General features: G+C 75.5%; 23 protein-coding genes. 3 read left to right on the top strand and 20 right to left on the bottom strand.

Annotated features, from left to right (window positions below):
• Positions 1 to 61 precede the first annotated feature (61 nt).
• The 9 genes from D7294_RS01700 to D7294_RS01660 all read right to left on the bottom strand — a co-directional run bounded on the left by D7294_RS01700 (position 62) and on the right by D7294_RS01660 (position 9,050).
• A complete protein-coding gene (locus D7294_RS01700; protein WP_120674611.1) occupies positions 62 to 589 on the bottom strand; it encodes a gamma carbonic anhydrase family protein in 528 nt (175 codons plus the stop codon).
• Positions 586 to 1,692, bottom strand: coding sequence for an amidohydrolase family protein (locus D7294_RS01695; RefSeq protein ID WP_120674609.1), 1,107 nt, complete (start codon positions 1,690 to 1,692; stop codon positions 586 to 588). The genes D7294_RS01700 and D7294_RS01695 overlap by 4 nt, the downstream gene beginning before the upstream one ends.
• Positions 1,692 to 2,492, bottom strand: coding sequence for an enoyl-CoA hydratase (locus D7294_RS01690; protein WP_120674607.1), 801 nt, complete (start codon positions 2,490 to 2,492; stop codon positions 1,692 to 1,694). Before D7294_RS01690 ends, D7294_RS01695 begins: the two co-directional genes overlap by 1 nt.
• Positions 2,489 to 3,898 (bottom strand): CaiB/BaiF CoA transferase family protein, encoded by a 1,410-nt coding sequence (locus D7294_RS01685; RefSeq protein ID WP_206619444.1) that lies wholly within the window; start codon positions 3,896 to 3,898, stop codon positions 2,489 to 2,491. The genes D7294_RS01690 and D7294_RS01685 overlap by 4 nt, the downstream gene beginning before the upstream one ends.
• A 16-nt stretch (positions 3,899 to 3,914) precedes the next feature.
• The gene (locus D7294_RS01680; RefSeq protein ID WP_241562061.1) at positions 3,915 to 5,309 is read right to left on the bottom strand and encodes an ABC transporter substrate-binding protein; all 1,395 of its coding nucleotides are present in this window, start codon (positions 5,307 to 5,309) and stop codon (positions 3,915 to 3,917) included.
• A 15-nt stretch (positions 5,310 to 5,324) separates the two neighbouring features.
• On the bottom strand, positions 5,325 to 6,254 hold the full coding sequence (locus D7294_RS01675; protein WP_120674603.1) for a carbohydrate ABC transporter permease: 930 nt from the start codon (positions 6,252 to 6,254) through the stop codon (positions 5,325 to 5,327).
• Positions 6,251 to 7,204: a carbohydrate ABC transporter permease gene (locus D7294_RS01670; RefSeq protein WP_241562031.1), complete on the bottom strand. Its 954-nt coding sequence runs from the start codon at positions 7,202 to 7,204 to the stop codon at positions 6,251 to 6,253. The genes D7294_RS01675 and D7294_RS01670 overlap by 4 nt, the downstream gene beginning before the upstream one ends.
• Before the next feature lie 80 nt (positions 7,205 to 7,284).
• Positions 7,285 to 8,211 carry an NAD(P)-dependent oxidoreductase gene (locus tag D7294_RS01665; RefSeq protein WP_120674599.1) on the bottom strand — a complete coding sequence of 309 codons (927 nt, stop codon included), beginning with the start codon at positions 8,209 to 8,211 and terminating at the stop codon, positions 7,285 to 7,287.
• A gap of 152 nt (positions 8,212 to 8,363) precedes the next feature.
• On the bottom strand, positions 8,364 to 9,050 hold the full coding sequence (locus tag D7294_RS01660; RefSeq protein ID WP_120674597.1) for an RraA family protein: 687 nt from the start codon (positions 9,048 to 9,050) through the stop codon (positions 8,364 to 8,366).
• A gap of 223 nt (positions 9,051 to 9,273) precedes the next feature.
• Here D7294_RS01660 and D7294_RS01655 point away from each other — a divergent pair, with 223 nt between their 5' ends.
• The gene (locus tag D7294_RS01655) at positions 9,274 to 9,948 is read left to right on the top strand and encodes a GntR family transcriptional regulator (protein ID WP_120674595.1); all 675 of its coding nucleotides are present in this window, start codon (positions 9,274 to 9,276) and stop codon (positions 9,946 to 9,948) included.
• A gap of 1,803 nt (positions 9,949 to 11,751) precedes the next feature.
• Here the strand turns inward: D7294_RS01655 and D7294_RS01650 are convergent.
• The 5 genes from D7294_RS01650 to D7294_RS01635 form a co-directional block, all read right to left on the bottom strand.
• The gene (locus tag D7294_RS01650; protein WP_120674592.1) at positions 11,752 to 12,411 is read right to left on the bottom strand and encodes a response regulator; all 660 of its coding nucleotides are present in this window, start codon (positions 12,409 to 12,411) and stop codon (positions 11,752 to 11,754) included.
• Positions 12,408 to 13,577 carry a sensor histidine kinase gene (locus D7294_RS01645; RefSeq protein WP_241562030.1) on the bottom strand — a complete coding sequence of 390 codons (1,170 nt, stop codon included), beginning with the start codon at positions 13,575 to 13,577 and terminating at the stop codon, positions 12,408 to 12,410. Before D7294_RS01645 ends, D7294_RS01650 begins: the two co-directional genes overlap by 4 nt.
• A 36-nt stretch (positions 13,578 to 13,613) precedes the next feature.
• Complete coding sequence (locus D7294_RS32735; RefSeq protein ID WP_241562029.1) at positions 13,614 to 13,751, bottom strand: hypothetical protein; 138 nt, start codon at positions 13,749 to 13,751, stop codon at positions 13,614 to 13,616.
• Between the two features lie 223 nt (positions 13,752 to 13,974).
• Positions 13,975 to 15,231 (bottom strand): L,D-transpeptidase, encoded by a 1,257-nt coding sequence (locus D7294_RS01640; RefSeq protein ID WP_241562028.1) that lies wholly within the window; start codon positions 15,229 to 15,231, stop codon positions 13,975 to 13,977.
• A gap of 230 nt (positions 15,232 to 15,461) precedes the next feature.
• Positions 15,462 to 15,788 (bottom strand): hypothetical protein, encoded by a 327-nt coding sequence (locus tag D7294_RS01635; RefSeq protein ID WP_338325601.1) that lies wholly within the window; start codon positions 15,786 to 15,788, stop codon positions 15,462 to 15,464.
• 126 nt (positions 15,789 to 15,914) lie between these two features.
• Here D7294_RS01635 and D7294_RS01630 point away from each other — a divergent pair, with 126 nt between their 5' ends.
• Positions 15,915 to 16,094: a hypothetical protein gene (locus tag D7294_RS01630; protein ID WP_120674588.1), complete on the top strand. Its 180-nt coding sequence runs from the start codon at positions 15,915 to 15,917 to the stop codon at positions 16,092 to 16,094.
• Between the two features lie 104 nt (positions 16,095 to 16,198).
• Here D7294_RS01630 and hutH read toward each other — a convergent pair whose 3' ends face one another.
• The 5 genes from hutH to D7294_RS01605 all read right to left on the bottom strand — a co-directional run bounded on the left by hutH (position 16,199) and on the right by D7294_RS01605 (position 23,110).
• A complete protein-coding gene (hutH, locus tag D7294_RS01625; protein WP_120674586.1) occupies positions 16,199 to 17,755 on the bottom strand; it encodes a histidine ammonia-lyase in 1,557 nt (518 codons plus the stop codon).
• 33 nt (positions 17,756 to 17,788) lie between these two features.
• Positions 17,789 to 19,108 carry a GGDEF domain-containing protein gene (locus D7294_RS01620; protein ID WP_120674584.1) on the bottom strand — a complete coding sequence of 440 codons (1,320 nt, stop codon included), beginning with the start codon at positions 19,106 to 19,108 and terminating at the stop codon, positions 17,789 to 17,791.
• A gap of 218 nt (positions 19,109 to 19,326) precedes the next feature.
• Positions 19,327 to 20,130: an enoyl-CoA hydratase/isomerase family protein gene (locus D7294_RS01615; protein WP_120675258.1), complete on the bottom strand. Its 804-nt coding sequence runs from the start codon at positions 20,128 to 20,130 to the stop codon at positions 19,327 to 19,329.
• A gap of 176 nt (positions 20,131 to 20,306) precedes the next feature.
• Positions 20,307 to 21,719, bottom strand: coding sequence for an adenylate/guanylate cyclase domain-containing protein (locus tag D7294_RS01610; RefSeq protein WP_241562060.1), 1,413 nt, complete (start codon positions 21,717 to 21,719; stop codon positions 20,307 to 20,309).
• Between the two features lie 527 nt (positions 21,720 to 22,246).
• The gene (locus tag D7294_RS01605; RefSeq protein WP_120674582.1) at positions 22,247 to 23,110 is read right to left on the bottom strand and encodes a biotin--[acetyl-CoA-carboxylase] ligase; all 864 of its coding nucleotides are present in this window, start codon (positions 23,108 to 23,110) and stop codon (positions 22,247 to 22,249) included.
• Between the two features lie 225 nt (positions 23,111 to 23,335).
• Between D7294_RS01605 and D7294_RS01600 the strand changes: the two genes are divergently transcribed.
• Positions 23,336 to 24,922 carry an acyl-CoA carboxylase subunit beta gene (locus D7294_RS01600; protein ID WP_120674580.1) on the top strand — a complete coding sequence of 529 codons (1,587 nt, stop codon included), beginning with the start codon at positions 23,336 to 23,338 and terminating at the stop codon, positions 24,920 to 24,922.
• Between the two features lie 149 nt (positions 24,923 to 25,071).
• Here D7294_RS01600 and D7294_RS01595 read toward each other — a convergent pair whose 3' ends face one another.
• A complete protein-coding gene (locus D7294_RS01595) occupies positions 25,072 to 25,992 on the bottom strand; it encodes an NADP-dependent oxidoreductase (protein ID WP_120674578.1) in 921 nt (306 codons plus the stop codon).
• Positions 25,993 to 26,038: the final 46 nt, after the last annotated feature.

Here is a 26,038-nt window from a genome sequence, read left to right as displayed (position 1 = left end):
GGCGGGGGTCCCCGCCCGGCCGGGCGGGCGGGGACCCCGGTGCATGCGGTCGGGGTGTGCCTCAGCCGGGCGGCGGGGCGGGGTGGGCGGCGTGGCGGCGGGCGAGGTCGCGGTAGCGGGCGGCGGTGGCGCGCAGGCCCTCCCGCTCGGCCGCCGTCAGGGCGCGCCTGACCTTGCCCGGCACCCCCGCGACCAGCGATCCCGGCGGCACCGAGGTGCCCTCAAGCAGCACGGCCCCGGCGGCGATCAGCGAACCGCGGCCCACCCGCGCCCCGTTGAGCAGCACCGCCCCCATCCCGACCAGGGAGTCCTCCTCGACGAGGCAGCCGTGCACGACGGCCCGGTGGCCGACGGACACGCCCGCGCCGAGGACGGCGGGAAAGCCGGGGTCGGCGTGCAGGACGCAGCCGTCCTGCACGTTGCTGCCCGCGCCGATCTCGATGCGTTCCAGATCGGCGCGGACCACGGTGCCGTACCAGACGCTCGCCCCGGCCCCCAGGCGCACGTCGCCGAGGACGGTGGCGCCCGGCGCCACCCAGGCGCCCTCGGCGAGGCGGGGCGCGCGGTCCTCGAAGGGAATCAGGCTCACGTCTCCTCCGTCCCCCGCCCGGCGGCGGGTGCCGCGGCGGCCCCGGCGGCTCCCGCGGCCCCGGCGGCCCCCGTCCCGGCGGCCTGCCCGCCGGGGTGCCCGGGCGCGTGCCCCGAGACCTGCCCGCGGGCGGGCCCGGCGGAACCCGCCTCCCGAAGCCCGCCGGGCCGCGGGCCGAGTCCGTACCAGCGGATCGCGGTGCCGCCCGCGGCCTCGGCCAGCGCGGGGCCGTCGAGCCCCGCGGCGCGCAGCAGGCCGAGCTGGTCGGCGAGCGCGCCCGCGTAGTCGCGGCGCAGCAGGACGACGGGCCAGTTGCTCGCCAGCATCAGGCGCCGGGGGCCGAAGAGTTCGACGGCCCGGGTCACGTGGGGCAGCAGCGCGTCGGCCCGCCAGCGGGGCCAGTCGGTGAGCACGTCGATGCCGACGGAGACCTTCAGCGCCACTCCCGGGCAGGCGGCCAGCGCCGCCAGGCGGTTCGCCCAGGCGCCGGGATCGCCGCCCTCCACCGGCGGGCGGCACAGGTGGTCCACGACGATCCGCAGCCCGGGCACCGCCTCGGCGAGCGCGGTGACCGCCCTGGCCTGCGCGTCGGTGACCGGCACCACGTCCCAGGCGAGGCCGCGGTCGGCGAGTTCGCGGAAGAGCGCCCTGGTGTCCGGCGCGGCCAGCCAGTCCAGCGGGTCGCGCGCGATGAGGGTGCGCACCCCGCACAGCCGGCCGAAGGCGCCGAACGCGCCGGGCGCGCCCGGCGAGCCGGGCGTGCCGGGGGCGCCGGGTTCGGGGGCGAGGCGGGCCAGCTCGGCGCGGGCGGCGGCCGGGTCGGCGAGCGGCAGCCAGCCGACCACCCCGGCCACGAAGGGGGCCCGCGCGGCGTACGCGGCGAGCCGGTCGTTCTCCTCGGGGCCGTCCACGGACTGGACCAGGACGGTGGCGTCCACCCCGGCCGCGGCCAGCAGCGGGGCGAGGTCGGCGGGTTCGTAGTCCCGCTCGATCGCCCGGTGGGCGGGGGTGCGCCAGGACTGCGGCTGCCTGGCCACCTGCCAGAAGTGGTGGTGTGCGTCGACGACGGGGCCGCCGGCGGGCGGGGCCTCGGGCGCGGACATCAGCGGCCCTCCCAGGAGTGCGTGCGGTGGTCGAGAAAGGCGCGGACCGCCTCGTGGAAGTCGCGGCTGCCGTAGCAGGCGCGCAGCAGGTCGTCGGTGTCCACGGCGGCGGCAGCGGCCTCAAGCCGGCGGTCGGTCTCCTTGAGGGCGGCCAGCGTCAGCGGCGCGGAGCCGCACAGGCGGCGGAGCAGCGCGGCGGCGCGCTCCTCGAACTCCTCGCGCGGCACGACCCGGTGCACGAGCCCGGCGGCCCGGGCCGACTCGGCGTCGAGGAGTTCCGCGGTGAGGAGCATCGCCATCGCGCGGCCGGCGCCCATCCGGCGCTGGAGGCGGGCGACCACCCGCGCGGGCAGGCAGTTGCCGAGGGTGCGCGCGATGGGGGCGCCGAAGGTGGCGTCCGGCGTGGCCAGGACCAGGTCGCAGGCGGCGGCCAGGGCCAGCCCTCCGCCCACCGCCGGCCCCTCGACCAGGCCGAGGACGGGGGCCCGGACGGCGAGCAGCCGGTCGAGGACGCGGCCGACGCGGGCCTCGTAGGCGAGCCCGTCGGCCCCGCCGTCCGCCTCCCCGGTGGCGAAGGCGGTGAACTCCCTGATGTCGGTGCCCGCGGCGAAGGCGCGGCCTCCGGCGCCGCGCAGCACCACGGCCCGCACCCCGGGCGCGTCGGCCGCCTCGCAGGCGGCGGCGAGCTGTTCGTACATGGCGAAGGTGAGCGCGTTGCGCCGCTCGGGGTGCGCCAGGGTCAGGTGGACGACGGTGCCCTCGGGCAGGGTCTCGTGGCGCACCAGCACCTCGCCGCTCATGCGCCTGCCTCGCCTTCGTGCCCTGCCCCGTCCCGGCCCCCCGCGCCGTCCCGGGGGCCCCCGGGGTCCGCGCGGTGCCCGGGGTCCGCCGGGTCCGCGGGGTCCGGGCGGCCCGCGGAGCCGGCCGGGGCCACGGGGTCCGCCGGGTCCGCCTCGCGCGCGGCGCGGAGTTCGGCGAGCACCTCGGCGGTGTGCTCCCCGATCAGCGGCGGATGGCGGCGGATGGTGGCCGGGCTGCCGGTGAGCGTCAGCGGCGAGGCCAGCACCTTCACCCGCCCCGCCACCGGATGGTCGACCTCGCGGACCAGGCCGCGGGCCCTGACGTGCGGGTCGGACTCCAGGACCTGGGCGTAGTCCAGGATCGGGCCGGCCGGCACCCCGGCCGCCAGCAGCGTGTCCACCCAGGTGCCGGTGTCGTCCTCGGTCAGCCGCTCCTCCAGGAGGGCGGCGAGTTCGTCTCGGTTGCGCATGCGGTCCATGTTGGTGGCGAACCTGGGGTCCTCGGCGAGATGGCCGAGGCCGAGCGCGCGGCACAGCCCCTGCCACAGGCGCTGGTTGTTGGCCCCCACCGTCAGGTAGCCGTCGCGGGTGCGCAGCGCCTGGTAGGGGGCGGACATCCGGTTGGCCGAGCCGAGGGGCCGCGGCGGCTCTCCGGTGGCCCAGTACTCGGTGGACTCCCACACCGACATCGCGAGCACCGCCTCGTACAGGGAGGTCTCCACGCGCTGCCCCTGCCCGGTGCGCAGCCGGTGCAGGCAGGCGGCCAGGATGCCGCTGGCGAGCAGCAGCCCGGCGCCCAGGTCGCCCACGGGCAGGCCGTTCTTGACCGGGCGCCCGCCCGGCTCGCCCGTGACGCTCATCGCCCCGGTCATGCCCTGGGCTATCAGGTCGTAGCCGGGCCGGTCGGCGTAGGGGCCGCTGGTGCCGAAGCCGGAGATGCAGGCGTAGACGAGCCCGGGGTTGAGGGCGGACAGGCTCGCGTAGTCGGCGCCGAGCCGCTCGGCCACGCCGGGGCGCCAGTTGTGGACGAGGACGTCGGCGGTGCGGGCCAGTTCCCGCAGGTCGGCGCGGCCCTGTTCGCTCTTCAGGTCGAGGCAGACGCTGCGCTTGTTGCGGTTGAGGGCGAAGAAGGCCGTGGAGTCGCGGCCCTCGCCGGTCTCGCCCCAGGAGTGCCGCGTCTGGTCGCCGCCGCCCGGGTTCTCCACCTTGATCACGTCGGCGCCGAGGTCGGCGAGGATCATGGTGCAGAAGGGGCCGGCCATCACCTGGGTGAGGTCCACCACCCGCATCCCGCCGAGCGCCGTGTCCGCGCCCGGTGGCCGTCCGGTGCCCCCTTCGGCGCGCCGGCCGCCTTCGGGCGCGTCGTGCCGTTCGTGGGGCGCGTCGTGTCGGTCGTGGTCGTGCATGCACTCTCCCGAGCGGTTAGTTCGCCAGCCCGGCGTTGGCTTCGGCGAAGAAGGAGTCCACGGCCTCGGGCACCGATGCGTGCCCGAAGGAGATGTCCTCGAAGGCGCGGGTGAACGCCGATTCGAAGACCGCCGTGTAGCCGGGCGGATAGAGGACGTTTTCCGGATGGCGGGCGACGAGCTCCTCGTAGAGCGTCAGCTCGTGCTTCTTGGTCTCCGGCAGGTCCGGGTCGTTCAGCTGGCGTTCGAGCAGCCGGGTGTTGCTGACCGCGCCGTTGTCGGAGGCGTAGGTGTCGCCGCTGCGCTCGTCGTTGGCCCAGAAGTCGATGAACGCCGCCGCGGTCGGCACGTTCCCGCAGTTGCGCGGGATGGCCATGCCGGAGCTGACGAGGATGTTGCCGGTGCCGGCCGGGCCGCTCGGCAGCGGCAGGGTGGTCACCCGCTGCCCGGGGTGGGCGCCCTCGAGGGCGCTCTGCACGGGGGTGAGCGCGTTGCCCGGGCCGCTGTCGCTGACGACGTCGCCCTGGGCGACGTAGCCGGCCTCGGGGGACGGCGGCTCCTCGCTGACCTCGTCGGGCGAGTTGGTCACGCCCTCGTCGCGGAGGTGGACCCACATCTCCCAGTAGTCGGTGAGCAGTTCCCTGGAGAAGCCGAGCCGGCCGTCGCGGAACAGGTCCTCGCCGAGGCCGGAGAGGTAGGCGATGAAGAAGTTCGGCAGGCCGCCCTGGTAGTTGGCGGGGGACACGCCCTCGGGCAGGCCGTCCCGCAGGGACTCCAGGAAGTGGCCGTAGTCCTCCCAGTCGTAGTTCTCCGGCGGCAGCTGGGCGCCGGCCTCCTCGACGAGGGAGGCGTTGACGGTCAGCGCGTCGTAGGCGATGCCGGTGGGCAGCATGTAGAGCTTGCCGTCGGGGCCGCGGCCGGTGTCGAGGACGTCCTCGGGTATGTCGGAGACGTCGATCGCGCCCGACTCGATCATCGGGTCGAGCGGCAGCAGCGCGTTCCGGTCGGTGAAGTCGTTGAGCTGCCGGGCCTGGAGCTGGGTGACGCAGGGCATGTTGCGGCCCGCGGCCTGCACGTTGAGCCGGTTGAAGTAGGTCGAGAAGTCGGCCGCCTCGCGCTTGACCCGCACCCCGGGGTGGTCCTGCTCGAAGATGTCGGCGACCTCGTTGGTCTTGTCGTTGCGGGAGGCCGAGCCCCACCAGGAGAACCTGATGCTGCCCTGGATGTCGCCCCGGCCCTGGAGTTCTGCCTCGGTGTGGTGGGGCATCCGCTGGCCGCAGCCGGCGGCGAGCAGGGCCAGCGCGACGGCCGCGAGCGCCGCCACCCGCGAGGGGCGGCGCGGGCCGCGGCCCGGTGCCGTCCTCGCGCGTGACCTGACCTGCCGTCGTGTCGCGTGCCGCAGGTGGATCATCGTCTTCACCTCAACTCACTTCAGCCCGCTGGTGGCGACGCCCTCGACGAGGAGCCGCTGGGCGGCGATGAAGAACCCGACGATCGGCACCAGCGAGAGGGTGGACATGGCGAACAGCGAGCCGTACGAGGACTGTCCGGTCGCGTCCAGGAAGGAGCCCAAGCCCTGCGAGACGGTCCAGTGGTCGGGGTCGGTCAGGTAGAGCATCGGCCCCAGGAAGTCGTTCCAGGTGTGGATGAACGTGAACAGCGCGGTGGTGCCGAGCGCCGGGACGGACAGCGGCAGGATCACCCGGCAGAAGATCCCGAGGTGACCGCAGCCGTCGATGCGGGCCGCGTCGTCGAGGTCGCGGGGCAGCGCGCGGATGAACTGCACCATGAGGAAGACGAAGAACGCGTCCGTCGCCAGGTACTTGGGCGCCACCAGCGGCAGGATGGTGTTCACCCAGCCGAGCTGGTTGAACAGGATGTACTGCGGGACCATCGTCACGTGGTACGGCAGCAGCAGCGTGCCGAGCACCAGCGCGAACAGCACCCGCTTGAAGCGGAACTCAAGGCGCGCGAAGGCGTAGGCCGTCAGCGAGCAGCTCAGCAGGTTGCCGAGGATCGCCAGCACCGTGATCGTCAGCGAGTTGAGGAAGAACCGGGAGAAGTTGAGCTGGTCCCCGCCCGACCAGCCGCTGCTGTAGTTGCTCGTGGTGAAGTCGCCGGTGAACAGGCCGAGGGTGGTGAAGACCTTGTTGTCCGGGCGGAAGGAGGCGCCGACCATCCACAGCAGCGGATACAGCATCACCACCAGCAGGACGATCAGGCCGCTGTGCCTGGCCACGGCGAGCAGCAGGGGGCTGCGGGTGAGCCGTCTGCCGAACAGCGGCGGGCGCGGGCGGTGCGCAGGGCGGCTCTGGCGGGGGGTGCGGACGGCTGCGAGGCCGGGGGCTGTACTCATCGTTCGTCTCCGTAGTGGACCCAGTACCTGGAGCTGAGGAAGAGGAGCCCGGTGAAGATCGCGAGTCCGAGGACGAGCACCCAGGCCATGGCCGCCGCGTAGCCCATGTTGAGCTGGGCGAAGCCCTGTTCGTAGAGGTAGAGCGTGTAGAAGAGGGTGGAGTCCGAGGGGCCGCCGGTGCCGTTGCTGACCACGTAGGCCCCGGTGAACGCCTGGAAGGCGTTGACGACGCCGAGCAGCAGGTTGAAGAAGACCAGCGGGGACAGCATGGGCAGCGTGACGCTGCGGAAGCGGCGCACGGCCCCGGCGCCGTCCACGGCCGCGGCGTCGTAGAGCTCCCTCGGTATCTGGCGCAGGCCGGCCAGGAAGATGATCATCGAGGAGCCGAACGCCCAGACCTGGAGGATCACGATCGTGTACAGGGCGGAGCCGGGGTTGCCGACCCAGCTGCCGTGGTCGATGCCGATCGCCCCCAGGGCCTTGTTGACGATGCCCTCCTCGCCGAACACCTGCCGCCACAGCGCCGCCACGGCGACGCTGCCGCCGATCAGCGAGGGCAGGTAGAACAGCGCCCGGTAGCCGGTGAGGAAGCGCAGCCCCCGGTTGAGCACCATGGCCAGGCCCAGGGAGAACGCCAGCAGCAGGGGCACCGAGACCACCACGTAGGTGAGGGTGACCCGGACGGACTTCAGGTAGCGCGGATCGGTCTCGAACATGTGCCGGAAGTTGTCGAAGCCGATCCAGTGCGGCGCACTGACCAGGTCGTACCTGGTGAAGGCCAGGTAGAGGGAGAACAGCATCGGCCCGATCGTGAACACCAGCACGCCCGCGAGCCACGGGGTCAGGAAGGCGTAGGCGGCGCGGTTGTCCCGGGCGGCCCGGCCTCCCCTGCGGCGGGCGCCGCCGGCGGCCGCCTGGGCGGGCGCCCCGGGCCCGGGAAGCGTTCCCACGCCTCCGCGGGCCCCGCCCGGATCGTTTTCCTTCATCGCAAAACCTCCGCTGCGGGTGGGCCGTCGCGCCTCGGGGCGCGTCACCGGCCTCGGGCCGTGCCGGCGTGGCGCTCCACGCGGTCGGCCATGGTCTGGGCGAGCAGTCCGGCCAGGGGAACGGTCACGCCGGCCGCGCGGGCGGCGGCCGTGATCTCCCACAGGTCCTTGCTCCAGGGGCGGTCGGCCACCGGGGTGCCGCCCGCCTCGTAGGCGCGGGCCACCTCGTCGAAGAAGCCCCAGTGGCGGGCCACCCACGAGTCGCCCGTGCCCTCGGCGACGACCCCGAGCACCTCCCAGGCCGGCACCCCGTAGGCCGTGGCCAGGTCCAGGGCCTCGTGGGTGCCGGCCAGCGCGGCGAACATCATCAGCTGGTTGGCCAGCTTCGTGGCCGCCCCCGCCCCCGAGGGGCCGACGTGCCGCACGTCGCTGCCCACGGAGTCGAGCAGCGGCCGGGACCGCTCCACGTCGGCCGCCGCCCCGCCGGCCATCACGGCGAGCTCCCCGCGGGCGGCGCGTTCGGCCCCGCCGCTGACCGGCGCGTCCAGCAGGCCGGCGCCGGACTCCGCGGCGCGGGCGGCGAGTTCGCGCACCCGGTGCGGGAGCACCGTGCTGTGCACCAGCACCAGCGCCCCCTCCGGCAGCCGGGACAGCAGGCCCCCGGCCGCCTTGCCCCCGGCCGCCTCACCCGGCGCACCGGGCGCACCCGGCTCGCCCGGGCCTTCGAGCAGCTCGGCCACGGCCTCGTCGTCCGGCACGGCCAGGGCCAGCACGTCGCAGCCGGCCAGGTCGGCGGGACCCGCCGCGACCCGGGCGCCGCGCGCGGCGCAGGGGGCCGCCTTGTCCGGCACCCGGTCGTACACCGTCAGCCGCCAGCCGTCCTCGATCAGGGCCAGGGCCATCGCCTGCCCCAGATTGCCGAGGCCGGCGAAGCCGACGTGGGTGCGGTCGCGCCGCAACGGGTCGGGCACGGTGCTCTCCTTCGGGTCTGCGGCCGCGGCAGGGCGCGTGGCCAGGGGACTTCGGTGGGCCTCCGGGGCCGCCGGGCGGGGCCGGGGGCGCGGGGAGCGCCCCCGCCGCGGCGGGGGCGGCGGCCCCCGCCGGCGGCCGGGCCGCGGCCGGCTCAGCGGACGGTGTCGTCCAGGGGGCGGCCGAGCCGCTCGTAGATCGCCCGGCGGCCCTTCTTGTCGTTGTCGAGTTCCTGCCTGGCGTACTTCGCGACCGTTTCTGCGTGCTCGATCGGCACGGCGATCACGCCGTCCCCGTCGGCGACCACGACGTCTCCCGGCCTGATCAGCACGCCGCAGACGTTGACCGGCACCTGGAGCGCGTCGAACTCGATCCGGCCCTGCACCATGCTCTGCGCCCGGTAGCGGCAGAAGATGGGCACGCCCTGCATGACGCACTCGTCCGTGTCCCGGACGCCGCCGCTGGTGACGATGCCGGTGGCGCCCTTCGCGTGCCAGTCGAGGGAGTTGTTGGAGCCGATCGCGCCCACCGGGATGTCGGGCGCCTCGACCACGATCACCTCGCCCTGCTCGATGGTGGGGCCGACGCGGTCGGGGTAGATGTCCCGGTACCAACGCGCCGCCCACTCCGTGTACTCCTCGGGCGTCAGCGGCGGCACGGCCTTCTCCGACGGCCGGAAGCGCAGCGTGCGCGCCACGCCCGTCATGCGCATCCCCGGCGCCAGCGGCGTCACTTCGGGCCCGATGCTGCCCTTGGCGTGCAACCCCGCCCAGTCCATGCCGTCACGGACGTCGGCCACGCGCAATCCGTCGAAAAGTTCCAGTACTTCAGCTGTCTCCATGGACTCTCATCCCATCGGTCCTGCCCATTCCTTGGGCGCGAACTATTGTCTACAATAGGCATCACGCGTTCGACAAGCCCCTGGATCGATGGAGTTTGATTACATGCCGCTGTCGGTCGCGCCGCACGGCCACCGCGTGCGCCGCGCGCCGTCCCACCCGGAACCCATCCCGGCAGCAGCCCCGGACCCCGGCCCGGGGCTTCCGAAACCCGGAAAGGCAGCCATGGCCTCCCCCAAGTCCGCCGCCAGCCACCAGCTGGACCCGCCGAGCCTCGTCCAGCTGGCCGCGGGGGCGATCCGCAAGATGATCCTCTCCGGTGAACTCGGCCCGGGCGACCGGCTGATAGAGCTCGCGCTGACCGAGCGCCTGGGGATCAGCCGCCCGCCGCTGCGCGAGGCGATGCGGCTGCTCCAGCAGGAGGGCCTGATCGTCGTCCAGCCGCGCCGCGGCGCGACCGTCGCCACGCTGACCGACCGCGACGTCTACGAGATCCTCACCCTGCGCTCCGGCCTGGAGCGGACCGCCGTGGAGCTCGGCGTCCCCGTGCGGGACCAGCGGCGGCTCGAGGTCTGCCGCGCCGCGCTCGGGCGGATGGAGGCGGCGGCGCGCGCCGAGGACCGGGCGACCCTGGTGGAGAGCGGCTACGCCTTCCACGCGGCGATCGTCGGCCTGGCCGGCCACCGGAGGATCGACGAGATCTACGCCTCATTGCACCGGCAACTGCTGCTGTGCATGGCGCGCAACCTCTACGTCCGCGAGCGCTACTACGAGGATCTGGACGTCCACGTGGCCCGCCACCGGTATCTCCTCGACCTCGTCGAGGCGGGCGACCCGGCCGCGGTGCTGGCCGAACTCGCCGTCCACGGCGAGCGTTCCTTCTCCCAGCGCCCGGAGTGAGGGCCGCCGCCCCCGCCGCCCCGCTCCCCCGCCCGCCGGCGTTCGGCGGGCGGGGGCGGAGCCGCGGGGGCGGCCGGAGCGGACGGCGCAGGCGCCGGGGCGCGGCCCGGCGCCTGCGGCGCCCGGTCAGGCGGTGCGATAGGCGTCGAGGATCGTCTCGGTGGTGGTGTTGCCCGAGCGGTCCGTGAGCCGGGCGCGGAAGGAGACGGTGCCCCGGGCGGCGGGTTGCGCACCGTGATCCGGTGGTCCGTCACGGCGGCGGGCCGCCAGGTGGCGCCGCCGTCGAGGGAGACCGCCACGGCCAGCGAGCGCAGTTCGCCGAAGGAGGCGCTGCCGGAAAGGCGCAGCGGAACGCGGAGGCGGGCCCCGGCCGCCGCGGTGCCGTCCCCGTCCAGCCGGGGCACGAAGCGCACGACGGTGGCGGGGAGTTCGGTCTCCTCCTCGGTGTGCCCCGAGGCGAAGGTGAAGGAGGCGGAGACCGAGGTGCCGCCCCTCGCCCCGGCCGGGCGGCTGAAGGAGGTGGTCAGCTCGTAGTCGGCCGCATCCGGCGGCACCTCGATCCAGGTCCGGTCCATCGGCTCCTCGCTGGAGGCGTAGGGCTCGCCGTTGCGGTAGAGCCTCGTGGCGGCCTCGGTGTAGGTGGCGGGCGCGCCGCGGTGGCCCGCGCCGTCGGTGAGCAGGCCCAGCCAGGCGCGGATCTCGTCCCCGGTGCGGCTGAATCCGTCCCGGTCGCCGAAGCCGGGCCCGAACACCCCGCCGCCCACGGTCTCCCGGTAGTGCCGCCCGGGGTGGTAGGCGGTGTAGTCGCTGTGCAACCGGGTCACTTCGCCGGCCGCGTCCGTGACGTCGAGGCCGTAGCTCCAGCGGCCGCCGGTGAGGTACAGGGTGGTGGTCCCGGGCAACGCGCGGTCGACGTACGGGCCCTCGTGGAACAGCTCGTAGGCGACGTGCAGCCGGCCTTGCTCGCCCGCGGGCGGGGCCGCCTGCCCGAGGTCGAGGCGGGCGAGGTCCGAGCGCTCGGCGAACTCGGTGAGGCCGGTGAAGAAGGTGCCGCCCCGGCTCTGGTAGGCCGCGTGGTACTCGGTGCCCGCGCCGTCGGTCCAGCTCTCGCCGGCGACGGCCCGCAGCCTGTCCTCGCCGAGGGCGGGGCCGGTGAACCCGGTGCGGAAGGTGGAGTCGGCGGCGCGGGTGGTGCGCCACTGGGTGCTGACCCCGCCCTCGACGGTGAGGCCGAGCGTGAGGGTGGCGGGCTCGGCCCGCGGATCGAAGACGCCCAGGTCGATCTCCTCGGCTTTTCTGGCGTCGAAGGTGACCTCGGCGTCCGCGTCGAGGCCGAGGATCGTGTGGACCTGCACGGTCAGGTCCATCGGCCGGTCGTCTCCCTCCCAGCCCATGTCCGAGATCAGCAGGTAGTCGCCCGGCGGGAGGTCGAGGGTGCCCTCCCCCGCCTCGACGTCGGGGTGGAACGACTCGCCGGTGCGGAGGTCCTCCGCGGTCAGGGACCAGTCGGCGGCGGCCTGCCCGCGCAGGTCGATGCCGTGGACGGCGAGCCGGTGGGTCTGCGCGGCGTGCGCGGGGGCGGTCCACAGGGTGGCGCCCACGGTCACCGTGGCGAGCAGCAGCGCCCGCCGCGCGCCGCGGCGTTGTTTCGGGTGTGGCACTTTCGGGTCCCTCCTGGCGCCGGCGCGCCGATACATACTCGGTATATACCGCGCACTATACCGAGTATGCATCGCGCCGCACGGCTCAACTCGCCCGTCCGGGCAGTGCCGTTCCGGCGGGCCCGCCCGGCCCGCGGCCGTCTCAGGAGGGCGTGACCAGGCGCGTCTCGTAGGCGAAGATCGCGGCCTGGGTGCGGTCGCGCAGGCCGAGCTTGGCCAGCAGGCGGTTGACGTGCGTCTTGACCGTGGACTCGCCGACCGTCAGGTGGGCCGCGATCTCCGCGTTGGACAGGCCCTGGGCGACGAGGGCGAGCACCTCGGTCTCGCGCGCGGTGAGTTCGCCGACGCGTTCCTGCGCCGGCGGCCTGGGCGCGGCGCCGAGGCGGGCGAACTCCCCGATGAGGCGCTTGGTGACGGCGGGGGCGAGCAGCGCCTCGCCCGAGGCCACCACCCGTACGCCTTCGGCGAGTTGCCGCGCCGAGGCGTCCTTCAGCAGGAAGCCGGAGGCGCCCGCGCGCAGCGCCTGGTAGACGTACTCGTCCAGGTCGAAGGTGGTCAGCACCAGCACCTTGGCGGCGGGTTCGGCCGCGACGATCTCCCGGGTGGCCTCGATGCCGTTCAGCCGGGGCATCCTGATGTCCATCAGGACCACGTCGGGGCGCAGGGCCGCGGCCTGGGCGACCGCCTCCCGCCCGTCCTCGGCCTCGCCCACCACCTCGATGTCGCTCTGGGCGTTCAGCAGCACCGCGAAGCCCTCGCGGACCATCGCCTGGTCGTCGGCGACCAGCACGGCGATGCTCATGCCGCCCCGGCTTCCCCGGCGGCCGTCCCGGCGCGAGCGGCCCCGCCGGGGGCCGGAGCGGGCAGGAAGGCCAGCACCTCGTAACCGCCGTCGCCCGCCGGGCCGCAGGCGAGTTCCCCGCCGAGCATCGCGACGCGCTCGCGCATGCCCGCGAGGCCGTGCCCGGCGCCGGGCGAGGGCATCACCGGGCCGCTCGCTGGGCCGTTGACCACGCGCAGGCCCAGCCCCTCGCCGCCGTAGGACAGTTCCAGCGTGGCCCGGGCGCCGGGGGCGTGACGCAGGCCGTTGCTGAGAGCCTCCTGCGCGATCCGGTACGCCGTCAGCTCCACGCTCGGCGGCAGGAGGCGGGGCGTGCCGCGCACCGACTTCTCCACCCGGAGGCCGGCCTCGCGCACATTGCCGAGCAGCGCGTCGAGCGCCGCGAGCGTGGGCTGCGGCGCGTCCGCCGGCGCCTGCCCCTCGGCGCGCACCACGCCGAGCACCCGCCGCAACTCGCCGAGCGCGACCACCGCGTTCTCCCTGATGGTGGCGAAGGCACGGACCAGGTCTCCCGGGGGCTCGCTCACCCGGTAGGGCGCGGCCTCGGCCTGGATGGCCACCACCGACATGTGGTGGGCCACCACGTCGTGCAACTCACGGGCGATGGCGGCGCGTTCCTCCAGCTGCGCGTGCCGGGCCCGCTCCCGCGCGCTGACGGCCGTCTGCCACCTCGCCTCGGAGCGGGAGAGCAACAGGCCCCGCGTGAGCAGGACCAGCACGAGCAGCAGCAGGGAGCCCCCCGTGGCCGCCAGGTCCCGGGCCGAGAACCAGACCGGGTTGTGGGTCTCCCAGAAGTGGCCGAAGAGGGCGGTCAGCGCCCAGATCCCGAGGGCGAGCCGCGGGCCGGAGGAGGCCGCGGCCACCGCCATGACCAGCAGGTGCGCGGCGAGTCCCGGGCCGGTCCAGGGCCAGGCACCCGGCACCTCCAGGTAGGCCAGGCTCGCGGCCCCCGCCAGGGAGAGCCACCAGGCCGCCACCGGGCGGGAGAGCGCCAGCAGCGGGGGCAGGCCCACGCAGAGGGCGCCGAACCAGGACCACGACCGGATGTCGCCGTAGGCGCCGGCGGCCGTGCTGCCCATGAGCACGAGGGCGGTCAGCGCGATCGCCGCGTGCGGGAGCCAGGGCACCGCGGCCCGCGCCCGGGCGGGAAGTCCGGGGAGCCGCTACGGCCCGAGGGCCAGCGGGGGCAGCGGCCGGAAGGCGAGGACATCCCGGAAGAGGTCACGGCCGAGGGCCGCCAAGAGGTCACGGCCGGCGCGGAATTCGGTCCGCGCGCCGTAGGAGTGCGCTGTCTTCGTCACGACAGGCACCGTAGGCGCCGGAGCGGGGGGTGGTCGTCGACCCGGATGAGGATCATTCCGCGTCCACCCTGAGGACGACGGGGACGACGGAGACGACCGGGACGAGGGGGGGCGGCGCGCCCGGGCGGGCTGCCGCTCCCGCGGCCCGGGCCCGAGTCCGGGTCGGCCGGTGGGGTGTGGCGGAACCGCGCCGCGCGGCCGGGCGGCCGCGCGGCGCCGCCGGTCACAGGGCGCTGCCGGCCTTCCAGTCCGTCCAGTTCATGTTCCAGCCGTTGAGGCCGTTGTCGGGCTGCATCTGCTCGTCCGGGGAGTTCACGACGATCACCACGTCGCCGATCATGGACTCCTCGTAGAACCAGGCGGCGTCGGTGCTGTCGTCGTCCGCCCCCTGTGTGTCGTTCAGCCCTATGCAGCCGTGGCTGGTGTTGACGCTGCCGAACACGCTGTCCGCGGCCCAGTAGTTGCCGTGGACGAAGGTGCCCGAGGTGGACAGGCGCATCGCGTGCGGGACGTCGGGGATGTCGTACTCGCCCTCGCCGTCGTCGTCGGTGAAGCCGACGGTCGCCCCGTCCATCCGGGTCTCCAGCAGCTTCTCGGAGATCACCATCTGCCCGTTGTACGTCGGGTTCTCGTCGCTGCCGGAGGATATCGGCACGGTGCGCAGCACCTCGCCGTCGCGGACGACCTGCATCTGGTGCGCCGCCGCGTCGACCGTGCTCACCTGGGAGCGGCCGACGGTGAAGCTGAAGGTGCGGTCCTGGACGCCGGTGACGCCCTCGGCGCCCTCCACGCCGTCCCAGTCGAGCTCGACGGTGACCGTGGTGTTGGCCTGCCAGTAGTCCTCGGGACGGAAGTCGAGGCGGGAGTCGCCGAACCAGTGGCCGACGACCTCCTGGCCGCTGCTCGCGGTGATGTGCACGCCGCCCTCGACCGCCGCCTTCTCGGTGATCGGCTTGTCGAAGTTGAGCGAGACGGGCATCCCGACGCCGACCGTGGAGCCGTCCTCCGGCGTGAAGTAGCCGATGAAGCTGTTCTCGGGGGAGACCGTGGTGAAGGTGGCCTCCTGGTGGGCCTCGCGCTGCTCGCTGTCGCTCGCCTGCACGGCCAGGGTGTACTGGGTGGCGCGCTCCAGCTGGGCGTCCGGCTGCCAGCTTGTCTTGTCCTCGGACAGGGTGCCGGTGACCTCGGCCCCGGTCTCGGTGGCCGTCATGGTCACCTCGTCGATCGTGCCGCCCTCGACCGAGACCTGGACGTCCTGGTTTATGCCGACGTTGTCCGCCCCGTCGTCCGGTGTGATCGTGATCACAGCGTCCGAGGTGTCGGCGTCCTCCGCGGCCTGGTCCGCCTCCTGCTGCTCGCTGCTGCCGGAGCCGTCCTGGTCGCCGGGCTTGTCGTCGTCGCCCCCGCCGCCACCGCACCCCGTCAACGCCAAGACACCGGTGAGCAGCGCCGCCGCCACCGTCAGTCCTCTGCGCCGCATGCCGTTCCTCATCAGTTCGCTACTCCGTCCACTGCCGCGCCTCCCCAAAGGCACACGGAGGAAAACGTCATACAGCCGCAGTCGGTTCCACTTCAGCTGAATCCGTACCACGTACCACTCGTTCGTGTGTTCCTCCGCCGGGCTCGCCGCCGGAGGAACGGCCGTTTCCCTCGCCCGCCTCGCGGCGCCGGCCGCCTGCGGTCGTGGGGACCCCGGGCGAGGCGCCGCTGTCAGTCCACGTCATCGTCCTCCTCTTCCTCGTCCCACGCCGCATCGGGGTCGTACTCGGCGAGCTCGCTGCTCCACGACGCCTGGGCGAGCACGACCCCCGGCACCCCGCCGACGAGGTCGAGCGGGTCGATGAGGTAGGCGACGGCCTCCGCCTCGTCGCGGGAGACGGCCTGCGCGGCCTGGTCGCGCTCCTCCTGGGGCATCAGCTCGTCGTTCTCGATCCGCGCCCAGGCCGCCCTGATCAACTCGTCGGGCTCGGTGATCTCCAGCACCATCTCGACGCGCACACGGACGTGCCGCGTCTCCTCGCTCATGTCGTCACTCATGCCCCGGAGAGTAAGGCGCCGGAACACCACCTCTTCCCCACGACCCGCACCGGCCCGTAACATCGCACTTCACTCCGCCGATACGCAGCAACCCCCGGCACGGCACGGCTTCACTTGGGAGCGCCCATGGACGGTCTCCGCAGCAACCACGTCAATCGCCGTCCCCTCGTCTGCGCCATGGTCGCCGCGGGCGTGCTCTGCCTGGTATGGCTGCTGCCGACCGCGCACCCGGACGGGGACGGCGACGCCGGCGGCTCGGTGATCCCGGTCGAGCAGCCGCACTTCGACCTCGACCAGGGACGGTAACCCGGCACAACCACCGCCCGCGGCAAGGCCGTTGGGCCCGGCCGCCCGGCCACGCCCGGCCCGCCGGGCCGTCCCCCGCCCCGCGGCAGGCCGGGGCACGGCCCTCAGTCCAGGGGACCCGTCACCGCCTCGGCCGCCGCCACCAGCCCGCCGCCCCGCACGAAGACCTCGGCCGCGGCCAGGTCGGGCGCCAGGAACCGGTCCGCGCCCGCCCCGCCCACCCCCGCCTCGCGCGCCGCGGCCACGATCGCCCGCGCCGCAGGTCCCGGCCGCGCCCCGGCCGGCCCGGAGGCCACCCGCAGGTCGAGGGCCCTGGCCGCGGCGAAGAGTTCGACGGCGATCACGCGGGCCAGGGCGTCCAGGGCACGCCGCAGTTTGCGCCCGGCCGCCCAGCCCATGGAGACGTGGTCCTCCTGCATGGCCGAGGTGGGAATGGAGTCGACCGAGGCGGGCACGGCGAGCCGCTTCAACTCGCCGACCAGCGCGGCCTGCGTGTACTGCGCGATCATCAGCCCCGAGTCCACGCCCGCGTCCTCGGCGAGGAAGGGGGGCAGCCCGTGCGAGCGCGCCCGGTCGAGCAGCCGGTCGGTGCGCCGCTCCGCGATCGAGGCCAGGTCGGCGGCGGCGATGGCGAGGAAGTCGAGCACGTAGCCGAGCGGGGCGCCGTGGAAGTTGCCGTTCGACTCGACGCGTCCTTCGATCACCACCGGGTTGTCCACGGCGGCGGCCAGCTCCCGCGCCGCGACGGCGCGGGCGTGCGCGAGAGTGTCCCGGTTCGCCCCGGCGACCTGGGGCGCGCAGCGCACCGAGTACGCGTCCTGCACCCGCGGGGCCGCGTCCTGGTGGTGCCCGACGAGGCCGGAGCCGGCCAGCACCCGCCGCATGTTCGCGGCGCTCGCCGCCTGTCCCGGGTGCGGGCGCAGGGCGTGCAGCTCGGGCGCGAGCACCCGGTCCGTGCCGAGCAGCGCCTCCAGGGTCAGGGCCGCGGTGACGTCCGCCGAGGTGATCAGCCGCCCGAGGTCGGCGCAGGCGAGGAGGAGGGTGCCGAGCATGCCGTCGGTGCCGTTGAGCAGCGCGAGCCCCTCCTTCTCCCGCAGCTCGACGGGGGCGATGCCGTGCGCGGCGAGGAGCTCGGCCGCGGGGGCGTCCCGGCCGTCGCGGTCCTGTGCCTCGCCCTCGCCGAGCAGGGTGAGCGCGCAGTGCGCCAGCGGCGCGAGGTCCCCGGAGCAGCCGAGCGAGCCGTGCTCGGGCACCACGGGGGTGATGCCCGCGTTCAGCACTCGGGCCATGGTCTCGGCCACCAGCGGGCGCACCCCGGTGTGGCCCGTGGCGAGGGTCCTCAGCCGCAGGAACATCAGCGCCCGCACCACCTCGGCCTCCACCCGCGGGCCGACGCCGGCGGCGTGCGAGCGGACGAGGTTGCGCTGCAGCCTGGTGCGCAGCTCGGGGCCGATGTGGCGGACGGCGAGCGCGCCGAAGCCGGTGGAGACGCCGTACACCGGCTCGGGGGAGGCCGCCAGTCCCTCGACCACCCGGCGGGAGCGGTCCATCGCGGCCAGCGCGCCGGGGGACAGCTCGACCCGCGCCCCTCCGCGGGCGACGGCGACCACGTCCTCGGGAGAGGTGCCCGAGGTGCCGAGCACGACCTTTCGCATATCCATATTCACTAACCCTAAGGAGTGAATCGGCTCTCGTCATCCAGCGGTTGGCCGCCCGTTGTCCCGGCTCGGCCCGCCCCGCCCGCGGGTGCCGGCCCTGCCGCGGAAGGCCCGCCGGTCCTGGCCGCCCTCCGCCGCCGGGGCCTCGGCCAGCGCGAGCACCACGTCGCCGGCCCCGCCGCGCCCGGCCACCACCGGGAGCCGCGAGCGGGCCGCCTTCGCCTGGTACTGCGCCGCGTCCGCCAGCCGGAACAGGCGCCTGGCCGACCGCAGCGGGCCGACGGCCTCGCCGGTGGCGGCCATCCCGCAGGCCACGCCCTCGCCCAGCGGCAGCTCCCCGGCCCGGCGGCACAGCTCCTCCGCGGCGCGCTCCACCTCCTTGGGCGGGGCGCCGACCGCGAGCAGGCAGAACTCGTCGCCGCCGAGACGCGCCGCGAGCGCCCCCGGCACGGCCGCGGCGCAGCGCGAGAGCACCGAGCCGAAGCGTTCGAGGAGCCGGTCCCCCACGGCGTGCCCGTGGGTGTCGTTGACGCGCTTGAGGCCGTTGATGTCGCAGACCACCAGGCTGACCGCGGCCCCCGTGGCCAGGTGCCGCTCCAGCGCCTCGTCGAGGGCCGCGTCCACCGCCCGCCGGTTGGCGAGTCCGGTCAGCGGGTCGGTCAGCGCCAGCCGCCGCGCCTCGGCCAGCCGCTCGTGCTGCACCAGACCGGCCGCGGCGACCGAGGCGAGCACCGAGGCGAAGTCCGCCTCGTCGGGGCCGAACCGCGCGGCCCGCCGCCCCCGCGCCACGTAGAGCTCCCCCCAGGCCCTGCCGTGCAGCACGACGGGCGCCACCACGCAGCTGCCGCGCCCGCGCCGCAGCAGCGCGGCCGCGCGGCTCGTCCCGCGGGAACCGGCGTCCGCCTGACGCCCCCCGCTCCCCCCGGCCCCCTGCGTCCCCCGGGCCGGCCGCGTCCCGGCCCCTTCCGCGGCGCCGGTCCGCGCCCCCGCGCCGGGCCCGCCGCCCCCGGCGGCCTCCGGCTCCCGCCCCGCCTCCTCGGCGCTGACCACCCAGGCGCGTGGCTCCTCGCCGCGGACCCAGGGCACCGGCCGCAGCTCCGCGATCTCGGGGAAGTCGCCCACCGGGTAGGACTCGTCGGCGGGGAACTCCTCCTCGCCCTCGGCCAGCTCCCCCACGTTGGCCAGCACGCGCAGCCTGCCGCGTTCCCGCTCCCAGACGGATATCGCCGCGAAGGACCCGCCGAGCGCCCGGCGCGCGCCGTCGGCGGCGGCCCGCGCCACCTCGGGCAGCCCGGGCTCCGCCGCCATCCGCTGCGCGAGCGCGACCACGGCGCGCAACTGCGTCACCTCACCCATGCGCCCAGGCTATGGGCCTTCGCCACGCTTTGATGCCTTCAGCTACTCCCTGCACCTTTCCCAGGGGCGTTCCGGGGACCGCGCACCCCACCCGGCACCGGCGCGGGAGACGCCCCGCGCGCCGCCCGGACCCGCCCCCGGGCCGGCCGCACGCCGGCCTGCCGGAACGGGCCGGCAGACGCCCCGATCGGCCGGGTCCTGGGCGGGCCGGCCCCCGCTCACTCGCCGGGCCACTCCGGGCGGCGCTTCTCGTTGAACGCGGCCACTCCCTCGGCGCGGTCGGCGGAGAAGGCGACCGTGCGCCAGGCCGCGTCCTCCACCTCGAGACCGGCGCGCAGGTCGAGGCCGAAGCCGGTGCGCAGGGCGCGCTTGGCGGCGCGCAGGCCGACGGGGGAGTGCGCGGCGATGCGCGCGGCCAGGTCGAGCGCCGCCTCCCCGGCGGACTGCCCGCCCTCGGCCAGCAGGTCGAGCAGGCCCAGCTCCCGCGCCTCCGCGGCGTGCACCCGGCGGGCGGTGAAGATCAGCTCGGCCGCCCGGGCCGCGCCCACCCGCCGCGGCAGCAGCTGGGTGCCCCCGCCGCCGGGAATGACCCCGACCGAGACCTCGGGCAGGCCCACCACGGAGGAGGGGTCGCCGACGATCAGGTCGCAGGACAGGGCGAGTTCGTAGCCGCCGCCGAGGGCGTAGCCGCCCACCGCGGCGATCGCGGGCATCGGCAGGTCGAGCACCGCGGCGAACGCCCCGCGCAGCACGGTGCGGTGCCGCCGGAACGCGGCGTCGCTCAGCCCGTTGCGCTCCTTCAGGTCGGCGCCGACGCAGAACGCCCGCTCGTGCGTCGAGGTCAGCACCGCCACCCGCGCCTCGCGGTCCGCCGCCAGATCCCCGCAGGCCTCGGTCAGCCGCGCGGCCAGCTCGGTGGACAAAGCGTTCATCGCCCCCGGCCGGTCGAGCACCACCTCGCCGACCCGGCTCTCCTCGTCGACCCTGACCACGACCCATTCGCCATAACGCCGTTCACGCACGCCCATGCCGCGCATTCTGGCACCGGGGGCCGGGCGCGCGCCCCGGGCGGGCGCGGATCGGCCGGGCGGAGAGCGCCGGGCGCGCAGCCGGGCGTCCCCACGCGGGCGCCCAGGCCCAAAGCGCGCGCCGGGCGCGCGCGGCGCCGCCGCTCAGGAGCCGGCTGCGGCGCCGTCGCTCAGGAACCGACCTCGCCGCGGCGGGTGAGCAGCCAGGGCTCGACGATGCCGAGGCCGCGGACGGGGCGCTGGTAGAGGGGCTGGAGGGCGAAGCGGTAGCTCGCCCCGTGCGCCTCGTCCGCCGCCTTCTCGGACTGGGGGGCGAGGCGAGCGGCCGTCAGCTCCTCGCGCATCGCCCCGTCCACGAGCACCATGTCCTTCGGCGCTATCGAGGTCAGCCTGCTGGCCAGGTTGACCGTGTTGCCGAACACGTCGCCCATGCGCGTGGTCACCGTGCCGAACGCGATGCCCACCCGCAGCTCGGGCATCATCGGGTCGTCGCCGAGGGTCTCCACGAGGCGCAGCCCGATGTCGGCGGCCGTGCCCGCGTCGTCCACCGCGAAGAGGACCTCGTCGCCGAGCGTCTTGATCAGCCGGCCGCCCTGCGCGGCCACCTGGTCCGCCGCGGTGGTCTCGAACGCCTCGACCAACTCGCCGAGTTCCTCCTCCTCCAGGCGGCGGGTGAGCCGGGTGAAGCCGACGAGGTCGGCGAAGCCCACCGCCAGCCTGCGGTTGACCATCTCCTTGTCGTCCTGGGCCTGGACCACCCGCCCGGTGGCGGCGGCCAGCTGCCGCCGCCACACGTACACCAGGAACTCCTGGAGTTCGGGCAGCAGCAGCTCCACCAGCGGGAGCGCCACCTCGGTGCGGGTCATGCCCGGCTCGGGCGGCTCGGTGAGGCCCTCGAGGAAGGAGTCGATCTGCCAGTCCGCGAGCCGCGCCGTGGTCTGGCCGGTCGACCGCGCCACCTGCACGGCCATCGGCTCGCTCAGCAGCCCGGCCTCGACCAGGCCGGCGAGCCGCCGCAGCGCCAGCACGTCCGCCTCGGTCAGCACCTTGGCCTGGCCGATGTCGGGGAAGCCCATGGCCCGCCAGAACCGGGAGGCGAGCTCCATCGAGACGCCCGCCGCGCGGGCCGCCTGGAACGGCGTGTACTGCCGCTCGGCGCCGATGATCAACTGCTCGATCTGCAGGGCGATCGTGTCGTCCGCCTGCTCGGGGCGGCCCGGCGCCTCGGCGGCGGAGCCAGGCGCCTGCGGCTCCTCGCGGCCCCGGCCGGGCGCGGCCCCCGCGCCCCAGGGAACGCCAGGGGCGCGCCCCGGCGCGCCCTCCTCGCCGGAGACGGCGGCCGGGCCGGTGCCCTCGGCCGCGTTCCGGGGTGCGGGCCCGCCCGCGTCCTGCCGTGCGTCCCGTGGCGCCTCCTGCGCCGTGGCCTCCGCTTCGGTCCCGTCGGCCGGGAACCCGGCTTCCGCGGCGGGGGCATCGCCCGCGCCGCCCGCCTCAGCCGCGGGGAGGTTCCGCGACCAACGGCCCTGGCCGGGGCGGCGGCCGGGGCGCGGGGCCCGGCCCGGCTTGGCGGCGCGGCGGAAGATCCCCGGCCCGCGGCCCGCGGCCCGGCGCCCGCCCTCAGGCGTAGCCCCGGCCGACTCGCCGTCCCCGGCGGCACCGGCAGCCGCGGGAGTCTCGGCAGTCTCCTCATCCGCCGGCTCCGCGCCCGCGGGCCGTTCCGGCGCCGGGGTGGCCGGGCCGTGCGGCGGCTCCTCGGCCGGCCCGGCGGCGCCGGTGGGCTCCTGCGCTGCGCGGGGTTCGCCGGGGGCCGGACGGGCCTTCCCGGCACCGGACTCGCCCGCCCCCGGCTCGCGGCCGCCGGACGAGGCCGACGGGCCCGGGTCAGACTCGGCCACGGCCCTCGCCCGCCCTCAGGATGCGCATCCCGTCGCTGTGCACTGCCCTACCGTTCGTCGCTCCACCGCGCCTGCGGCGCGCGCGGTCCTCAGCTGGCTGATCCGCCCGAGCGGCGGCAGCGGGGACCCGGCCGGACGTAGTCCGCAGGCTCCCGCAGGCGGGGGGGCGTCGCTCGCGCGTCACGGCCCCCACCCTACGGCAGCTGTGCCTTATGTCACGTCGCACGGAGGTGGATGATGTCCGCCGCGGCCACCTCGTGGCGGGTGCCCTCCCGCGTCGCGATGACCAGGCGTCCGTCGCCGTCGAGCGCCCTCGCCTCGCCCCTCAGCTCCCCGCCGCCAGGCAGCTCGGCCCGCACCTCGCGGCCGAGGGTCGCGCAGCCCGCGGCGTAGGCGGCATGCAGCCCGCTGGCCGCCGGATCGCCCGCCGCGGCGGTCCAGCGGCCGTACCAGTCGGCGAGCGCCCGCAGCACGGCCCGCAGCAGCGGGTCGCGGTCGGTGGAGCGGGCGCCGGCCAGCAGCAGGGAACCGGCCTGGGGGACGGGCAGCTCCCCGGCGCGCAGCGACACGTTGAGGCCGATGCCGAGCACGACGGCGCCGCCCGCCTGCTCGACGCGCTCGGCGAGTATCCCGCCGAACTTGCGCTCCGCACCGTCCACGCCGACCAGCAGATCGTTGGGCCACTTCAGAGAGGTGTCCACGCCGGCGGCGCGGGCCAGCGCGGTGGCGACGGCCACCCCGGCCAGCAGCGGGAGCCAGGTGAGGTGCCGCTCGGGAACGCCGTCGCGCGCGGGGTCGAGCAGCACCGAGAAGAAGAGCCCCGAGCGCGCCGGGGCGCTCCAGGTGCGGCCCAGGCGCCCGCGGCCCCTGGTCTGCTCCTCGGCGATCAGCACCGCCCCGGCCGTCGCCTCGCCCCGGGCGGCCGCGGCGGCGAGGTCGGCGTTGGTGGAGCCGGTGACCTCGGTGACGTCGAGGCGGGTCCACAGCCCGCCGGGGACGATCAGCGCCCGCCGCAGCGCCCTGGGGTCCAGCGGCGGCCGGTCGAGGTCGGACCACCGGCCGCCCGGCGCGGGGCTCATCGCGCCACCCCGCGCGCCCTCGCTCCCGCGCCCCCGCCCCGGGCCGCGGCCGCCGGGCCGCGCGCCGCGCCCGGCCCGCGGGCCGCGCCTTCCTCGTTCGCTTTCGGCTCGCTCACGCCGCCCACCCTATGCGGGGGCCGGGGCCGCGGCTGCCCGCGTGGGACGCGCCGTTACCCTACGGTGCGGTAGCCACCAGGGCGCCCCGAGGACGAGGAGGACCGGCCGGTGTCCGACGCTGACGACATCCACACCACCGCGGGCAAGCTGGCGGACCTCGCACGCCGTACGGCCGAGGCGGCCCACGCGGGGTCGGCGAGGGCGGTGGAGAAGCAGCACGCCAAGGGCAAGCTGACGGCCCGTGAGCGGATCGACCTGCTGCTCGACGAGGGCTCGTTCACCGAGCTCGACGAGTTCGCCAGGCACCGGGCCACCACCTTCGGCATCGAGCGGAACCGGCCCTACGGCGACGGGGTCGTCACCGGCTACGGCACGGTGGACGGCAGGCCGGTCTGCGTGTACTCGCAGGACTTCACGGTCTTCGGCGGCTCGCTCGGCGAGGTCTACGGCGAGAAGATCGTCAAGGTCCTCGACTTCGCGCTGAAGACGGGCTGCCCCGTCATCGGGATCAACGACGGCGGCGGGGCGCGGATTCAGGAGGGGGTCGCGGCGCTCGGCCTGTTCGCGGAGATCTTCCGGCGCAACGTCCACGCCTCCGGGGTGGTGCCGCAGATCTCGCTGATCCTGGGGCCCTGCGCGGGCGGCGCCGTCTACTCCCCCGCGATCACGGACTTCACGGTGATGGTCGATCAGACCTCCCACATGTTCATCACGGGCCCGGATGTGATCAAGACGGTGACCGGCGAGGACGTCGGCTTCGAGGACCTCGGGGGCGCGCGGACCCACAACACGCTCTCCGGGGTGGCGCACCACATGGCGGGCGACGAGAAGGACGCCATCGACTACGTCAGGGCCCTGCTGTCCTACCTGCCTTCCAACAACCTCTCCGAGCCGCCGGCCTACGAGCAGCCCGCGGACCTGGAGGTCACCGCGGAGGACCTGGAGCTGGACGCGCTGGTCCCCGACTCGGCCAACCAGCCCTACGACATGCACGAGGCCGTCGAGGGCGTGCTCGACGACGGGGAGTTCCTGGAGACCCAGCCGCTGTTCGCGCCGAACATCCTCACCGGCTTCGGCCGGGTGGAGGGCCACGCGGTGGGGGTGGTGGCCAACCAGCCGCTGCAGTTCGCCGGGTGCCTGGACATCAAGGCCTCGGAGAAGGCGGCCAGGTTCGTGCGGACCTGCGACGCGTTCAACATCCCCGTGCTGACCTTCGTGGATGTGCCGGGCTTCCTGCCGGGGACGGACCAGGAGTACAACGGCATCATCCGGCGCGGCGCGAAGCTGATCTACGCCTACGCGGAGGCCACCGTGCCGCTGATCACGGTCATCACCAGGAAGGCCTTCGGCGGGGCCTACGACGTCATGGGCTCCAAGCACCTGGGCGCCGACCTCAACCTCGCCTGGCCGACGGCGCAGATCGCCGTCATGGGGGCGCAGGGCGCGGTGAACATCCTGCACCGGCGCACCCTGGCGGCGCTCGACTCGGAGCAGGAGCGGGAGGAGACGCGCGAGCGCCTGACCCGGGAGTACGAGGACGCGCTGCTCAACCCGTACGTCGCCGCCGAGCGCGGCTACGTGGACGCGGTGATCCCGCCCTCGCAGACCCGCCGCCACATCGTGCGGGGCCTGCGGGCCCTGCGCACCAAGCGCGAGCAGCTGCCCCCGAGGAAGCACGGGAACATCCCGCTGTAGCCCGGGCCGGGCGCGGCGGCGGAGGGCCGTCTCCGAGGGGTGCCGGAAGGGGCCGTGCCGGAAGGGGCCGTGCCGGAAGGGGCCGTGCCGGAGGGGCCGGAACGGCGGGCGCGCCGACGTGCCCGCCGCCGGGCCGTGCCGCGCGCCGGTCAGGCCACGCTGACGGCCAGCTTGCCCAGGGTGCCCGCGGCGAAATTCGTGAACGCCGTGGGGGCCTCGCCCAGCGAGTAGGTGCGGGTGATGCGGACCTCGATGCGGCCCGCGGCGACGTCCTCGCCCAGCCGCTTTAGCGTGGCCGCGTCCGGGTCCGCGGTGACGGCCCTGGCGCCCTGCGCCGTGGGGCCGAGGGTGGAGGCCAGGCGCCCGCCGGGCGCCAGCAGCCCGGGCAGCGGGGAGGCGTCGCCCGCCAGGTGCAGCACGGCCGCGACTCCCCCGGGCTCCAGCCGCCTGACCTGCGCGGTCAGCTCCCGGCTGCGGTCCACCACCCGGCCCTCCCGGCCGGCCAGGTCCCGCACGAACTGGGTCTCCACGCCGGGCCGCGCCGTGGCGATCACCCGGGCGCCGCGCTGCGCCGCGTACTGCACGGCGAAGGAGCCGACGCCCCCGGTGGCGCCGACCACCAGGACCGCCTCCCCCGGCTCCGGCCGCACCGCCTCCACCGCGGCCAGCGCCGCGCTGCCCGCCACGGCGAGCACCCCGGCGTCCCGCGGGGTGACGCCGCCCGGAATCCGCGCGACGCCCTGCCCCACGGGCACGGTCAGGTACTCGGCCAGCGAGCCCACGCCGCGGCCCGGCATCGGCAGCGCGCCGAACACCGCCTCGCCGACGCCGAACTCGGTCACCCCCGCCCCGATGGCGACGACGGTGCCGGAGAAGTCCCGGCCGAGCGCGAGGGGACGGCGCCGCCCGGCCGCCGCCTCCAGCCGCCCGGAGGCCGCGGCCACATCGAGGCCGTTGACGGAGGCCCCGGCGACCTTGACCAGCAGTTCGTCCTCGGCCGGCCGGGGCACCGGCACGTCCGCCACCACGGGCTCGCCCGGCGCGGCGTCGAGCATCACCACAGCGCGCATGTCAGGGCCTCTCCACTCCGCATCCCGGTCCCGCTCCGTTGCCCGG

The organism is Streptomyces hoynatensis, assembly GCF_003626535.1.
In the GTDB taxonomy this organism is placed as follows: domain Bacteria; phylum Actinomycetota; class Actinomycetes; order Streptomycetales; family Streptomycetaceae; genus Streptomyces; species Streptomyces hoynatensis.
The sequence above is the reverse complement of the archived record's forward strand: the minus strand, read 5'-3'. Positions and strand labels throughout refer to the sequence as shown.